The sequence below is a fragment of the Hymenobacter psychrophilus genome, from assembly GCF_900107135.1.
Taxonomy (GTDB): Bacteria; Bacteroidota; Bacteroidia; order Cytophagales; family Hymenobacteraceae; genus Hymenobacter; species Hymenobacter psychrophilus.
Genome location: NZ_FNOV01000017.1, coordinates 1 through 13,482, shown reverse-complemented (window position 1 = coordinate 13,482; position 13,482 = coordinate 1). Strand labels below are relative to the sequence as shown.

Here is a 13,482-nt window from a genome sequence, read left to right as displayed (position 1 = left end):
AAGTTGTTTCGCCTTGCACGGTACCATTTTCACGCTGCTTAAGCGTTATGTTCAGACCCAGTACGACCATAGTACCTGGGTGCGGCTACTGGAGGCTGCGGGCCTTTCGGCGGCCAACTTCGACCACAAAAGCGTGTACCCCGACGAGCACATGTACCGCCTTATCGGCGAGGCCGCTACCATGACCGGCCTCTCGGCCGACGAACTGCATGAGAAGTTCGGGGAGTACCTGGTGCCTGACCTGATGTACATGTACCAGAAGCTGCTCGACCCCAACTGGACGACGCTCGATATGCTGGAACACACCGAAAACACCATGCACCGGCAGGTGCGGGCCGAGCACACCGAAAATAATCCGCCCGTGCTCAGTGTCACGCGCCTCTCGCCCGACGAGCTGTTCATCGACTACGTGTCGGCCCGGCGGATGGGGGCGCTGGCCGTGGGCATTGTGCGCGGCGTGGCCAGCTACTACAACGAAGCCGACTGCATCGACGTGGAGCCAACGACCAGCGAAGACGGTGAGCACGTGCGCATCCGGGTGCGCCGCCTTAGTGTCTGAGGCGGCAGCCCGGCCCGCCGGGCGGTATGGGCAGGCGTTGTATCTTGAGAACCTTGTCTTATTGTCCACTTCTATTTTGCGCCTTCCGCATGGATTCAACCTACTACAACCCCGCCGATCTGGCCAAATTCGGCAACATCACCGAGTGGCAGCCCGAAATGGGCAACAAGTTCTTCGCCTACTACGCCGAGGTTTTTAAGGAAGGTGCCCTGACCGAGCGCGAGAAAGCCCTGATTGCGTTGGCCGTGGCCCACGCCGTACAGTGCCCGTACTGCATCGATGCCTACACCACCGACTCGCTCCAAAAGGGTGCCGACGAAGCCCAGATGATGGAAGCCGTGCACGTAGCCGCCGCCATCAAGGGCGGCGCCGCCCTCGTGCATGGCGTCCAGATGATGAACAAGGCCAAGGAGATGAGCATGTAGGAAGAAATATGGTGAATGTGAGAAATGCATTGCGCGTGGAAGGTCGAAATGGCCAAGCCACACGGCATCATTTAGCTTCGCCTTAGCCACATTCAACACATTTTACATAGCTACCACATTGATCAAATCTCTCCAGGCCCGCAACGCCCCGTTGGCCGATACCGGCTACCAGCTTACCGTGCTTACCGAAGCTGAGGCGGCGGGGGCGCGGCTGCCGGCGTTCGGGCAGAAGCTGCGCGAAACCGGTCTGTTGCCGCTGCGGCCCACGGCCTTGCAAACCATGCAAATCAACGTGGGGCGCATGTGCAACCAGGTCTGCAAGCACTGCCACGTAGATGCCGGGCCCGACCGCAAGGAAATCATGACCCGCGAAACCATGCAGCTTTGCCTAGATGCGCTGGCCCAAACCGACATTGCGGTGGTGGACCTGACGGGCGGAGCACCCGAGATGAACCCCGATTTCCGCTGGCTGGTGGAGCAGATTTCGGCGCTGGGCCGCCGCACCATTGTGCGCTGCAACCTCACCATCATCGTGGCCAACAAACAGTACCACGACCTGCCGGAGTTCTTTGCTCGTCATCAGGTGCTGGTGGTGTCGTCGCTGCCGCATTTTTCGGCCGGCCGCACCGATGCCCAGCGGGGCGAGGGCGTGTTCGAAAAGTCGATTCGGGCGCTGAAAATGCTGAATTCCGTAGGTTACGGGCAGCCGGAGTCGGGCCTGCTGCTGGATTTGGTGTACAACCCTTCGGGGGCCTTTTTGCCCGGCTCGCAGGCGGGGCTGGAGCGCGAGTTCAAGCAGCGGCTGGGGCGCGAGTTCGGTATCGTTTTCAATAGCCTGCTTACCATCACCAACCTGCCGGTAAGCCGGTTTCTGGACTACCTGCTCGAAAGCGGCAACTACGAAAAATATATGCAGCAGCTCGTGGACGCCTATAACCCCACGGCAGCAGCTAACGTGATGTGCCGCAGCACGCTAAGCATCGGCTGGGACGGCCAGCTCTACGACTGCGACTTCAACCAGCAGCTTGATTTGCTGGTGGGCGGGGCGGCTCCCAAACACATCCGCGACTTCGACGAGGCTCGGCTGCACGACCGCAACATCGTCATCAACCAGCACTGCTACGGCTGCACGGCCGGGGCCGGCTCCAGCTGCGGCGGGGCCACCACGTAGGCCGGAGCAGGTGGCTGTCAGCGGCTTGCAATGAACTGTCGGGCCCTGGTCGCTCGTTCTGCTACTGCCCACCGGCAACCGATAAATCACGCGACATTTATGAAACGAGCTACTTTCCTGGTCACCCATTTACTGCGCGGCCGTTGGCTGCTGGCGCTCGGACTACTGTTTTTGGTGGCCGGTACCAGCGCCTGCGGCCAGCAGCGCGCTACCCCCGAACGCTCCATGACGGCTTACGACCGGATGCTGGGCCTGCTCTACAAGGGCACCGTATCCACCATTCAGCCCACCGAGCTGGCTACGCTGCTGCACGAAGCCCCGGCCACCGGTGGCGGTAGCGTGCTGTTGCTCGATACCCGCACCCCGGCCGAGTACAAAGTCAGCCACCTGCGCGGGGCCCGCTTCGTCGACTTCGAGAACTTCCGCAGGCTGGAGCTGAAAGACGTGGCCCGCACCCGGCCGGTGGTAGTGTACTGCACTGTGGGCGCCCGCAGCGAGCAAGTGGGCAGCTGGCTGCGCGAGCAGGGTTTCCGCGATGTGCGCAACCTCTACGGCGGTATTTTTCAGTGGATGAATGACGGCCAAACCGTTGTGAATGCCCAGGGCCCCACCACCGATGTGCATCCGTACTCGGTGCTCTGGCGCCCCTGGCTGAAAACGGGCAATCCGGTGTACGAGGCGAAGTAGAACCTGGGTAAACAACAGCGTGGTCGGGTTTCGGCCGGTTGCGACCAGAGGCAGCCCGACCGCTTCTTATGCTTTATCTTGGCGGCAGTAACACCCCCTTAACTTCGTTTCTGCTTGAACTCGCTTATCATCTTTGCCCGCCATCCGGAGCTGGGACGCGTAAAAACCCGGCTGGCGGCCGGCATTGGCAACGAGGCCGCCTTGGAAGCCTACCGGGCGCTGCTGGCCCATACCCGCGCCGTGGTGGCCCCATTAGCCGTGCATAAAACGGCCTGGCTGGTAGGCGACAACGCGCCGGCCGCCGCCGCCGACTGGGCCGGCTTCGAGCAGCGCCCCCAACCGGCCGGCGACCTGGGCCAGAAGATGCAGGCCGCCTTCGCTTACGATTTCGCGCGCCCTGTCGAGGCCGCCGTGATTATCGGTACCGACTGCCCGGGCCTGACGCCGGGGCACCTGACGGCGGCCTTTGCGGCTCTGCGCACCCACGATGTGGTGCTGGGGCCGGCCGTTGACGGCGGGTATTATTTGCTGGGCATGAAGCGGCTGCACCCGGAGTTCTTCGCCAACAAGCCCTGGAGCACGGCTACTGTGCGGGCCGAAACCCTCGCCGATGCTGCCCGGCTGGGCCTGCAAGTGCACCTGCTGCCCGAGTTGCAGGACCTCGACACCGTGGATGATTTGCGCGCCTGGCAGCAAAAATCGGCTTCGGCCACTGGCCCCGCGCTGCCCCGCGTTTAAGCGTGCCGCGCTGGCCTGGACTGCACTTCCGGCTGCGGCCCGCTGAGGCGGCCCTGGCGGAAATCGAGCAGTAGCACGGCCAGCACCACGGTGTACTCCAGCGCTACCAGCCCGAGGCTTTCGGTGTAGGCCGTGGTGCGGTAGGCGGCGTACGACAGCACTACCATTCCCGACCATACCAACGCGTAACGGGCCCGCGTAAAAACGCTCAGTAGCACCAGCGGCGTGAGGTACCAGGGATGCACGGTGGTGGCCAGCAGAAAGTACAGCGTGAGCAGCAGCAGCAGCGCCCGCGGCAGCGTGGCCCAGGTAGGGCGCCGCTCGGTAGCGGCCAGCAGCAGTCCGCCCGTGGCCGTGAGCAGCGCCAGTGCCGGGCCGAGCAGCGCAATCTGGTTATAGCCCGAAACCCACTGCCCGACGGCCCGCACCAGGTAATAGACGCTGGCATTGAACTCGAAGCTGCGGAAGTACAGGTTGAGGCTGCGGCCGATATTTTCGATCAGCTCCAGACTCAGAAACGGAACAAATAGCCCCGCCAAAACTACGCCCAGCACCAGCCCGAAGCGGAGCAGCTGCGGCCACAGTAGGCGGCGCAGCAGTAGCGGCAGTACTAGCAGCGGCAGCAGCTTGGTAGCCACGGCCAGCGCCAGTGCCCCGCCGCCCGCCGCCGTCCGGCCCCGCGCCAGCAGCCAGAGCATCAGTAGCACAAAGCAGCCCACCAGCCCCTCGAAGTGCAGGTTGCCAGTCAGCTCCACAACAACCAGCGGGTTGAGCAGGTACCACAGCGCCCGCTCGGGAGGCTGCCCAAACCGCCGCAGCAGCGCCAGCAGCAGCCCGGCCGTGGCCGCTTCGGCCAGCAGCAACAGCACCCGCAGCGCCACCACAAAGCCGCGCTCCGAAGCCGGGAATAGCCCCGCCGCCAGCCCAAACACTGCCTGGTCGACGGGGGGGTACACCGAGTAGTAGTGAGGCGAGTTGAGGCGGGGGTAAATGGTTGCTAGTTGTTGGTTGTTGGTTGTTAGTTCAGAGGAAGCTGGTTTGTCGGGGCCGGCCAGCTCGTCGGGGCGGTGGCGGTAGGGGTTGTGGCCCTGGCTCAGCAGCAGGCCGTCCCAGCGGAAGCGGTGGTAGTCGTCGGAGAGGGCGGGCAGGGCCGGCAGCCAGAGCAGGCGCAGCAGCAGGGCCGCCAGTAGCCCCTGGCGCAGCAGCAGGGCCGTTTTCAGCAGCCACCAGTACAGTCCGAATGCCAATGCCAATAGCCCCACTAGCGGCCCGAACGCCGGCCGCGGCGTGGCGTAGGCCAGCAGCCCATAGGCGGCGGCGCTGAGCAGCAAACCAATAAAATGGGTGGGTTTCATGGCGGGGAATCTGGAAATCTGCGCGTGCTTACTTACCGGGTGTTCGGTGCTGCCTGGGGTAAAGCTGCCGGGAAACGGCGAAGCGTTGCCGGCTACCCAGGATTATAAAGGTAGAAGTAGCGCCGGGGTTACGCTTGGGCTTGGAGTCGGAAGCCCGGACAATAGCGCGTTGGTCACCGAAAAAGGGCAGTTGGTCAATCCGGGTTGGGCGAATGAAGGACGGCAGCTTCTTTTGAAGCATCAACCTACTCGAGGATGCACAGCAGACTACTCAATCCCCAGCAAGCCGCCATGAAAACGCTACTCGCCTTTTTGCTCACCCTTTTAACCGGCAACGCCCTCGTTGCCCAGCCTCGCACTACAGTCGCTCCACCATCGGCCGACCAGCTTACGGTGACGGTCCATCCCGGTATTGAGCTGTTCACGGTGGTGCAGATGCTGGCCGGTAAGTATCATCCGATGCCCAACAAATCGGCTTATGCCAAAGAAGCCGAGGCCTATTTTACCCCGTTCGCCAACCACCCGGCGGTGCAGTATGCCCGGCAGCTGAAAAAGGTGTACCCCGACCTGCCCGAGTTGGGCTACTGCCTCGATAATTTTCCGGCCGTGCGCATTCATTATCCGGCGCAAACCGATTGGTACAGCATGAACGGTAAGGATTCGATTCAGACGTATATGCGGCTCTGTAAGCAGTTTTTCGACGACAGCCACTTCTGGGCCTTTTACCAGCAGCACCGGGCCGATTACGCTGCCTGGGCCCAGCCTGTGCGGGCCTATATCGCCAGCGAAAACCTCATTGGCAAGCTCGATTCGCTGTACCGCTTTCGCGGGCAGGCCCCGAACTGGACCATCTGCCTGGACCCGCTCAACAGCTGGGGGGCGCACGCCATCATGCCCAAAAACCTTAACCCGCGCTACGCCGACCGGGTCGTGTACAGCGTGGGCTTCCTCAACCGCGAATCCACCGACACGAGCGTACCTGCCTTCAGCCTCGGTGCCGAGTCGGCTGTGACGGTTTGGCACGAGGGGAGCCACATCTACACCAAAGCCCTTCAGCAGCAGCATAAAGCCGCTATTGGCAAGCTGGCCTACCTGTTCAACCGAAACGATGCAGGCATGAAACACAACAACATCGACGATTGGGCACATTGCTTCGACGAGAACCTGGTGCGCGGTGTGGTCATTGCCCTGTTCCGGCAGTACCAGTCGCCGAAGGAAGCCCGCAAACAGGCCGCCCACGAAGTAATCGGTGATTTCCAGTATGCGGGCGACATTGCCGATGTAATTTCGGCGCGGTATAGCGGCCAGCGCACCTACCCGGATTTCGAGCAGTTTTTTCCCGAAATTCTCGCGTACTTGGCCCGCAAATACCCCACCGCTGAATCGACCAACTAATGCTTGCTGCCCGGCCGCGCACCTTTCCCGAATGGCCCGTTCACCTGCTCATCTGGGTACTGCTGCTGGTAAAAGACGTGCTGGCGATGCACGCCGCGCCGGCCGCCATGCCGCCCGGAACGGCGGAGGCAACGTACTGGCTGCTGAGCCTGGGTTACCTGCTGATTAGGGCGGCGGCATTCTACCTGCCCGTGTGGCTGGTGGCCCGGCCGCTGCTGGCGAGTACGCTCGGCTGGCAGCCTTTCGTTCGGGCCGCCGCTGGGTTGCTGCTGGCCCTGCTGCTCATTACGGGGCTGCGCTACGGGCTGGAATTTCACGTGTTCAAGCCGCTGCTCGGCTTCGATAACTACGAGCAAAACACGGCTTTCACAGCGCAGTGGTTTATTGAGAACAGTGTCCGGTTTCATTTCGACGACGTGCTGTACGGGCTGCTGTACGCCGTTATCCGGCACAACCTGCTGGCAGAGCGGCGGCGGCGCGAAACCCAGCAGGCCCACACCACGGCCGAGCTGACGTTTCTTCGCTCGCAGCTGAATCCGCACTTTCTGTTCAACACCATCAACGACATTTACGCGCTGGTATACCAGAAGTCGGACGCCGCGCCGGGGGCCCTGCTGAAACTCTCGGAGCTGCTGCGATACATGCTGCACGAAGCCCACCACGACCGGGTGCTGCTGAGCCGCGAGCTGGACTACCTGAACGGGCTGATTGAGCTGCAACGCATCGGTACGAAAGACAACCTGCACCTAAACTACCAGCTTCGGGGCCCGCTGAACGGGCAGCTGATTGCGCCCATGCTGCTGGTATCATTCGTGGAAAACGCGTTCAAACACGGCGTCCTGGCTGATGCCACGCAACCAGTTACGCTGCAGCTCGACCTAAGCGCCACGACCCTGGATTTCTGCCTGCACAACACGAAAAACGAGCAGCAGAAAGACCAGCTCGGCGGTATCGGGCTGGCCAACGTGCGGCGGCGGCTGGCGCTGCTGTACCCGGCCCGGCACACGCTGCGGATTGCCGACACGCCCACCGATTTTCAGGTTACGCTCCACCTCGACTTATGACCGACCCGATTCGCTGCCTGCTGGTAGATGACAAACCGCTGGCCCTCGACATCCTGACCGATTACGTGGCCAAGGTGCCATTTCTGGAGCTGGCCGGCAGCAGCCAAAACCCGGTGGAAGCCCTGCATTGGGTGGGGGAGCGGCGCGTGGACCTGATTTTTCTCGATATCCAGATGCCGCAGCTAACGGGCCTGCAGTTTCTGCAGGCCCTGGACCGGCGCGCCCAGGTGGTGCTAACCACCGCCTACACCGAGTATGCGCTGGCGGGTTTCGAGCACGACGTGATTGATTACCTGCTCAAACCTATTCCCTTCGAGCGTTTCTACCAGGCCGTGCAGAAGGCACAGCGGCGGTTGCGCCCGGCCCCGGCTTTGGAGCCAGCTCCGGCGCCGGAACCGGCAGAGACACCCCGTCCCTACCTTTTCGTCAAGACGGAACACCGGATGCAGCGGATCGACCTGGCCGATGTGCTCTACTTGGAAGGCTTACAGAACTACGTGCTTATCCATACGCTGACGGAAAAAATTATTGCCCGCCAAACGCTTACTAGTCTGGAAGCGAGCCTGCCCGCTGCGGAGTTCGTGCGCGTGCATAAGTCGTTCATCGTTTCGCTGGCCCACACGCACACCGTAGAGCGGAGCCGGATTTTTATGCAGGTAGCCGCCGCCGGTTCCCCCGCAATAATTCCGGTTGGCGATACGTACCGAAGTGCTTTCTATGACCGGCTGTAACCTGGTTTGATAAGCATAACAATCAGTCTTTTAGAACCGCCGTTTACGCGTGGCGCAGCGAGTAGTAGAACACCAGCCCATAGCCGGTAGCCAGCAGCAGGTGGGTGGGCAGCAGGCCGTACTCGTGCAGATAAATACCGGCCCCGATGCCGAACAGGAAGTAGGCGGCCAGCAGGCCTTCGAGCAAAGTGAGGCCGCCCAGCAGCCGGCTGGTGCGGTAGCGCCGGCCGCGCCAGCTGCCCGAGCCGGCTGCTTTGCTGGCCCCGGCGCCCAGCTTGGGCGTGCGAATAAAGGCGCTGCGCTGGCCCAGCAGCCCCAGCAGCACAGCCCGGCTGTTGTGCAGACTCAGGCCCATCGAAAACGCCAGAAACAGCAGCAGCTGCCCCGCAAACCCCGCCGGGGCCGGCCGCCGCCGGGCCGCCTGCTGCCAGGCCGTGCGGAAGTAGAACGTGAGCGGCAGCAGCGTAAGCAGGAAAAAGGAGGCCAGGTAGAACACCGGCCGCAGCTGCTCGGCCCCCAAAGCCCGCACAAACAGCAGCGGCACGCTCAGTACGGCCATCAGCAAAATAGCCACGAACACGGCGCTGTTGAGCAAATGAAACGTGGCGTGCAAACGGGTGCTGAGCGGGTGGGCCGAGCGCCATACCTGCGCCAGGTGCTTGCGGGCCGTTTCGGCCGCGCCCTTGGTCCAGCGAAACTGCTGCGACTTGAGCGCGTCCATCGTGATGGGCAACTCGGCGGGGGCCGCCACCTGGGGCAGGTAGTGGAAGTGCCAGCCCCGCAGCTGGGCCCGGTAGCTCAGGTCGAGGTCTTCGGTGAGCGTGTCGGCGTGCCAGCCGCCGGCATCCGCTATGCAGGTGCGCCGCCAGATACCGCCCGTGCCGTTGAAGTTCAGGAAGTGCCCGCCCGCCTGCCGGCCCACCTGCTCCACGAAAAAGTGCGCATTCAGCCCGAAGGCCTGCAGCTCGGTCAGCAGCGAGTAGTCTTCGTTGAGGTGGCCCCAGCGCGTTTGTACCACCCCGGTACGGGCGCTGTCGGGCCCGAAAAAGTGCGGTACCGTCTGGCGTAAAAAGTTGGGCTCGGGCAGGAAATCGGCGTCGAAAATGGCCACCAGCTCGCCCTCGCTGCGGCTGAGGCCGTAGGCCAGGGCGCCGGCCTTGAAACCGCTGCGCTCGGTCCGCCGCTCGTGGGTGATGTGCAGGCCCCGGGCGGCGTGGTGCTGCACGCGGGCCGCGGCCAGGGCCACGGTTTCATCGGTCGAATCGTCGAGCACCTGCACGTGCAGGCGGTCGGCGGGGTAGTTGAGGGCGGCGCAGGCATCAATGAGGCGCTCGACTACGAACGGCTCGTTGTAGAGCGGCAGCTGCACCGTCAGGAGCGGCCACTCGGCGGGGGCCGGCGGGGTGGGCGGCGGGGACGTGGCGTACACGCGGCGGGCCAGCCGCGTCAGCTGCCATTGCGTGAGGCTGAACCCCAGCAGCAGCAGCAGGCACAGGCCGTACACCGTTATCAACAGAACTTGCAGAGCGAGCATTAGGGGTGAGCAGGTGATGGGGCAGGGGGCCTTGAAGAAGAGAACGTCATTCTGAGCAGCGCGAAGAATCTCGCGTGCAATGCTAGTTCTTTAATGTAGGAATTACTTTGGCACGCGAGATTCTTCGCGCTGCTCAGAATGACGTTCTTGTTTCCAGCACTTCCCCACCTCACAAATACCGAAAAATCGTCCACAGAATCTTGTAGCCCGCGCCGAGGGTGCCTTTCACGGTGCCCGACACTTTGCTCACGCCGATGCGGCGGCGGTAGCGCACGGGCACTTCCGTGGAGCGCAGCCCGAGCTTGGCGGCCTTGAGTTGCATTTCCACCGTCCAGCCGTAGGTGGTGTCCTGCATGCCGATACGTTGCAGGGCCTCGCGCCGGATTGCCCGGAAGGGGCCCAGGTCGGTGAACCGGGCGCCGTAGAACCAGCGCAGCAGCGTAGTGGCCAGCCAGTTGCCGAACAGCTGCTGGGGCATCATCGAGCCGGATTCCCGCTCGCCCAACGCCCGCGAGCCAATCACCAGATCGGCCTCGCCGCGGATGATGGGCTGCACCAGGGCCGTCATGTCGGCCGGGTAGTCGGAGTAGTCGCCGTCGAGAAACACGATGATATCGGCCTGCTCGGCGGCGGGGCGGGCGAAGGCGTGGGCCATGCCGGCCAGGCAGGCGTGGCCGTAGCCGGGGCGGGGCTCGCGCAGCACGGTGGCCCCGGCTGCGGCCGCTACGGCCCCCGTCTGGTCGCCCGAGTTGTTGTCGACCACGATAACCTCACGCACCAACCCGGCCGGAATTTCGGCCAGCACCCGGCCAATGGATTGCTCCTCGTTGAAGGCGGGAATGATAACGTCGATGCGCATGCGGGGGGTGGGGAGGAGGAGGGCGGCAACAGCCGGCCGGTACCAAAAGCGGTGCAAAGATGCACAGTTGCGTTGGGTTGCAAGGAAACCAGCGCCGGGCCGGGCCAGCATGGGCCGGGTGGCGGTGTGGTTTTGGCGTATTTTTGCCGCGGCCCGTATACAGGCCGATTTTCGGCGCAACTCCGCGCCCCACTACCGGGCCTTGGGCCCTCATGCTATGCTCCAGATTGGCGACCAAGCCCCCGATTTCACCCTGCCCACCGCTACCGGCGACACGTTTCGGCTGCATGACTTGCGCGGCCAGCGCAGCGTAGTGCTCTATTTCTACCCCCGCGACAACACGCCCGGCTGCACCACGCAGGCCTGCTCGTTCCGCGACGAATACCAGGATTTCCAGGACCTAGGAGCCGAAGTAGTCGGCGTCAGCTCCGACTCGGAAGCCTCGCACCAGCAGTTCGCCAACAAGCACCGCCTGCCCTTCCCGCTGCTCGCCGACACCGACGGCCAGGTGCGCAAGCTCTACGAAGTGCCCCGCGCGTTGCTGGGCCTGCTGCCCGGCCGCGTCACGTTCGTCATCGACCAGCAGGGCGTCATCCAGTACATCTTCAACTCGCTGAGCAACGCCGCCGACCACGTGAGCAAAACCAAGGAAGTGCTGGCCAAGCTGGCGAGAAGCTAAGCCGAATGCATGGCCGGGCCGGTGCCTGCTCAGTGCAACCGCCAGCCAGCCTAGTGCGTCCTGTCAGAAACCAAATAGCACTGCTATGAAAACCTGTCTATTATTGATGGCAATCAGTACGATGGGCGCCGTGTCCGCCGCTGCCCAAACTGCGCCTGCCGCGCCCGGCCTCGGCCTGAGCCACCGTATGCCGGGGCAGGCCGCGCCCTCATACCAGCATCCGACCATGCAAACCCAGGTGTACCGGGTAGGCCCCAGCCCTGGCGCAACCAGCTACCAAACCCGGCCCAACGCACTGCGCGTAGCCGTGCCCGATACCACCACCGACCGCCGCATGCCCCAGCTGGTGCTGCCCGCCCCGGCCCCCGATAGTCGGGACATCGTGCCGCTGCCGCCCCAGCGCCGGGTGCGGGGGTAGTGGCTGGCTAGCTTAGCTCAGAATCCGCAGCGAGTCGGCCGAAATCAGCTGGGAGCCCTGGTAGCGGTTGTCGCGGGGGCCGTTTTCGAGGTTGAGCACGCCGCGGGGGCAGGCCGTCGAGCACATGCCGCAGCCCACACAGGAGGCCCGGATGATGGGCTCGCCACGCTGGGCGTACTGCTTCACATCGATGCCCATTTCGCAGACGTTGGAGCAGTTGCCGCAGCTGATGCACTGGGCGCCGTTGGTGGTGATGCGGAAGCGCGAGAAGTGCTTCTGCAGCAAACCCAGGTAAGCGGCCATGGGGCAGCCGAACCGGCACCACACCCGCGCCCCCATCAAGGGGTAAAAACCCACCCCGATGATGCCCGAAAACACCGAGCCGATGGCAAAACCGTAGGCCTTGCTCAGGGGCTGGGTGATACCCTGCAGGGCCGGCACCGCGCCCGAAGCGCCCACCCACAGCAGGGCCGTGAGCAGCACGATTATCACCAGCACGGTGTAAATGATGCGCACTTCCCATTTCCAGGCGGTGCGGCTTTTGTCGGAGAGCTGGCGGTACGGGTCGCCGGCGGTTTCGGCCAGCCCGCCGCAGCCGCACACCCACGAGCAGTACCAGCGCTTGCCGAAAAAGTAGGTGAGCACGGGCACGCCCACGAAGGAAATAACGGCCGTCCAGAACACCATGAACACGCCCAGCGCTGGCCCGCCATCCTTCAGCAGGTAGCCCACGGTGTCGGGAAACAGGTAGTCCTGCTTGAGGGGCCAGAAGTAGCTGAAGTAGAACTCGGGCCGCTGAAACGCCAGCAGCAGCCCCGGCAGCAGAAACGCAAACCCGAGCTGAAAGAACATCAGCGAGCCGGTGCGGATGAGGTGATAGGGCGAGTGGCGGTACTTCAGCAGCCCGCGCACGCCCATCACCAGAATGGCCAGCGTGTAGAACGTGCCGTAGAGAAACCACTGGTCGGAGGGCTTGTGGCGCAACGCCTGGCTGGCGGGGTCGAGGGCGTGCACGAGCTGGTTGAGCGGCCCGAAATTGCCCTGGTCGTCGGGGCTGCTGAACCAGTAGAGGATGACGTAGAAGCCCGTGAGCACGATGCCCGTCACCCAGGCCACGGCCCCGCGGCTGGTGCTGGCCCGCAGCCAGAGGTTGTGGTTGTACACGCCGGGCGGCTTCTGGCCGTATTTCCAGCCGGCCCAGCCCAGCGTACCGACGCTGATGAGGCCCAGCGCCGCGTAAAAGGCGGTGTGCGCCCGGTAGGCATCCGCGTCGAAGGTGGCCGGCAGCAGCAGCAGCAGCCCCAGGGCCACCAGGGTCAGCAGCAGCTTTTCGGTGCCCGCCACCTCGGGCAGGGGTGCATCGGCGGTTATGGGTTGGGCGGTAGTCATTTTCAGGTTTTAAACGAACGTCATTCTGAGCGCAGCGAAGAATCTCGCGTGCTGAAGTGGTGGTAGTGGCCAAGCGTAAGGATTACTTTGGCACGCGAGATTCTTCGCGCTGCTCAGAATGACAGTTCTTTTACTAGAGCCTGTTATGAACTGGTGGCGTAATTTGGGGGTATGGCACAGCGAAGTAGTTACCCCAGCGACGTGACGGATGACGAATGGACATTTGTGGCGCCCTATCTGGCCCTGGTGTGTGAGGACGCGCCGCAACGGCAGCACGCGCTCCGGGCCGTGTTCAACGCCCTACGCTACCTGGTTAAAACGGGCTGCGGCTGGCGCTATCTGCCCCACGACCTGCCGCCCTGGCCGGCGGTCTACCAGCAATGGGCACGCTGGCGCGATAACCGCTGTTTTGAGCATATGATGGCCGATTTGCGCGAGTTGGCCCGCGTGCTGGCCGGACGTGAGGCCGAGCCCACGG

The 13,482-nt window shown here is 63.4% G+C and carries 15 protein-coding genes; 11 read left to right on the top strand and 4 right to left on the bottom strand.

What is annotated here, in order from left to right; all coding sequences use genetic code 11:
- The first annotated feature begins 13 nt into the window (after window positions 1-13).
- The 5 genes from BLW21_RS19005 to BLW21_RS18985 all read left to right on the top strand — a co-directional run bounded on the left by BLW21_RS19005 (window position 14) and on the right by BLW21_RS18985 (window position 3,580).
- Window positions 14-559, top strand: coding sequence for a heme NO-binding domain-containing protein (locus BLW21_RS19005; RefSeq protein WP_175471052.1), 546 nt, complete (start codon window positions 14-16; stop codon window positions 557-559).
- 89 nt (window positions 560-648) lie between these two features.
- Window positions 649-984 (top strand): arsenosugar biosynthesis-associated peroxidase-like protein, encoded by a 336-nt coding sequence (locus BLW21_RS19000; RefSeq protein ID WP_092743369.1) that lies wholly within the window; start codon window positions 649-651, stop codon window positions 982-984.
- Between the two features lie 121 nt (window positions 985-1,105).
- The gene (gene arsS / locus BLW21_RS18995) at window positions 1,106-2,155 is read left to right on the top strand and encodes an arsenosugar biosynthesis radical SAM (seleno)protein ArsS (RefSeq protein ID WP_092743459.1); all 1,050 of its coding nucleotides are present in this window, start codon (window positions 1,106-1,108) and stop codon (window positions 2,153-2,155) included.
- Between the two features lie 99 nt (window positions 2,156-2,254).
- The gene (locus BLW21_RS18990) at window positions 2,255-2,842 is read left to right on the top strand and encodes a rhodanese-like domain-containing protein (protein WP_175471051.1); all 588 of its coding nucleotides are present in this window, start codon (window positions 2,255-2,257) and stop codon (window positions 2,840-2,842) included.
- A gap of 114 nt (window positions 2,843-2,956) precedes the next feature.
- Entirely contained in the window at window positions 2,957-3,580 is a 624-nt protein-coding gene (locus tag BLW21_RS18985) for a TIGR04282 family arsenosugar biosynthesis glycosyltransferase (RefSeq protein WP_092743365.1), read from the top strand.
- Here the strand turns inward: BLW21_RS18985 and BLW21_RS18980 are convergent.
- Window positions 3,577-4,935 (bottom strand): MptA/MptB family glycosyltransferase, encoded by a 1,359-nt coding sequence (locus BLW21_RS18980; RefSeq protein ID WP_092743363.1) that lies wholly within the window; start codon window positions 4,933-4,935, stop codon window positions 3,577-3,579. The genes BLW21_RS18985 and BLW21_RS18980 overlap by 4 nt on opposite strands.
- A 291-nt stretch (window positions 4,936-5,226) precedes the next feature.
- On the opposite strand from BLW21_RS18980, the gene BLW21_RS18975 reads away from it, so the two are divergent.
- From BLW21_RS18975 to BLW21_RS18965, 3 genes are read left to right on the top strand one after another with little or no spacing between them, the layout of a single operon-like run.
- Window positions 5,227-6,330 (top strand): DUF4932 domain-containing protein, encoded by a 1,104-nt coding sequence (locus tag BLW21_RS18975; protein WP_175471050.1) that lies wholly within the window; start codon window positions 5,227-5,229, stop codon window positions 6,328-6,330.
- Entirely contained in the window at window positions 6,330-7,394 is a 1,065-nt protein-coding gene (locus tag BLW21_RS18970) for a sensor histidine kinase (protein WP_092743360.1), read from the top strand. Before BLW21_RS18975 ends, BLW21_RS18970 begins: the two co-directional genes overlap by 1 nt.
- Entirely contained in the window at window positions 7,391-8,125 is a 735-nt protein-coding gene (locus BLW21_RS18965) for a LytR/AlgR family response regulator transcription factor (protein WP_092743358.1), read from the top strand. Before BLW21_RS18970 ends, BLW21_RS18965 begins: the two co-directional genes overlap by 4 nt.
- 43 nt (window positions 8,126-8,168) lie before the next feature.
- Here the strand turns inward: BLW21_RS18965 and BLW21_RS18960 are convergent, their stop codons facing one another.
- Both BLW21_RS18960 and BLW21_RS18955 read right to left on the bottom strand, forming a co-directional pair.
- On the bottom strand, window positions 8,169-9,659 hold the full coding sequence (locus BLW21_RS18960) for a cellulose synthase family protein (RefSeq protein WP_175471049.1): 1,491 nt from the start codon (window positions 9,657-9,659) through the stop codon (window positions 8,169-8,171).
- Between the two features lie 169 nt (window positions 9,660-9,828).
- Entirely contained in the window at window positions 9,829-10,518 is a 690-nt protein-coding gene (locus BLW21_RS18955; RefSeq protein ID WP_092743356.1) for a glycosyltransferase family 2 protein, read from the bottom strand.
- 217 nt (window positions 10,519-10,735) lie between these two features.
- Here BLW21_RS18955 and BLW21_RS18950 point away from each other — a divergent pair, with 217 nt between their 5' ends.
- The gene (locus BLW21_RS18950) at window positions 10,736-11,197 is read left to right on the top strand and encodes a peroxiredoxin (RefSeq protein WP_092743455.1); all 462 of its coding nucleotides are present in this window, start codon (window positions 10,736-10,738) and stop codon (window positions 11,195-11,197) included.
- Window positions 11,198-11,303: 106 nt separating this feature from the next.
- The gene (locus BLW21_RS18945) at window positions 11,304-11,615 is read left to right on the top strand and encodes a hypothetical protein (protein WP_139255323.1); all 312 of its coding nucleotides are present in this window, start codon (window positions 11,304-11,306) and stop codon (window positions 11,613-11,615) included.
- Window positions 11,616-11,627: 12 nt separating this feature from the next.
- Here the strand turns inward: BLW21_RS18945 and BLW21_RS18940 are convergent, their stop codons facing one another.
- Complete coding sequence (locus BLW21_RS18940) at window positions 11,628-13,004, bottom strand: 4Fe-4S binding protein (protein WP_092743352.1); 1,377 nt, start codon at window positions 13,002-13,004, stop codon at window positions 11,628-11,630.
- A gap of 171 nt (window positions 13,005-13,175) precedes the next feature.
- Here BLW21_RS18940 and BLW21_RS18935 point away from each other — a divergent pair.
- Window positions 13,176-13,482: transposase (locus BLW21_RS18935; protein WP_139255322.1), on the top strand; the 307-nt coding region annotated here is incomplete at its 3' end.

Excerpts from the sequence above, each read along its gene's own strand:
- BLW21_RS18965 (WP_092743358.1), top strand. The coding sequence starts at position 7,391 with ATGACCGACCCGATTCGCTGCCTGCTGGTAGATGACAAACCGCTGGCC.
- BLW21_RS18975 (WP_175471050.1), top strand. The coding sequence starts at position 5,227 with ATGAAAACGCTACTCGCCTTTTTGCTCACCCTTTTAACCGGCAACGCC.
- BLW21_RS18940 (WP_092743352.1), bottom strand. The coding sequence starts at position 13,004 with ATGACTACCGCCCAACCCATAACCGCCGATGCACCCCTGCCCGAGGTG.
- BLW21_RS18955 (WP_092743356.1), bottom strand. The coding sequence starts at position 10,518 with ATGCGCATCGACGTTATCATTCCCGCCTTCAACGAGGAGCAATCCATT.
- BLW21_RS18960 (WP_175471049.1), bottom strand. The coding sequence starts at position 9,659 with ATGCTCGCTCTGCAAGTTCTGTTGATAACGGTGTACGGCCTGTGCCTG.
- BLW21_RS18970 (WP_092743360.1), top strand. The coding sequence starts at position 6,330 with ATGCTTGCTGCCCGGCCGCGCACCTTTCCCGAATGGCCCGTTCACCTG.
- BLW21_RS18990 (WP_175471051.1), top strand. The coding sequence starts at position 2,255 with ATGAAACGAGCTACTTTCCTGGTCACCCATTTACTGCGCGGCCGTTGG.
- BLW21_RS18950 (WP_092743455.1), top strand. The coding sequence starts at position 10,736 with ATGCTCCAGATTGGCGACCAAGCCCCCGATTTCACCCTGCCCACCGCT.
- BLW21_RS19000 (WP_092743369.1), top strand. The coding sequence starts at position 649 with ATGGATTCAACCTACTACAACCCCGCCGATCTGGCCAAATTCGGCAAC.
- BLW21_RS18980 (WP_092743363.1), bottom strand. The coding sequence starts at position 4,935 with ATGAAACCCACCCATTTTATTGGTTTGCTGCTCAGCGCCGCCGCCTAT.
- BLW21_RS18945 (WP_139255323.1), top strand. The coding sequence starts at position 11,304 with ATGGCAATCAGTACGATGGGCGCCGTGTCCGCCGCTGCCCAAACTGCG.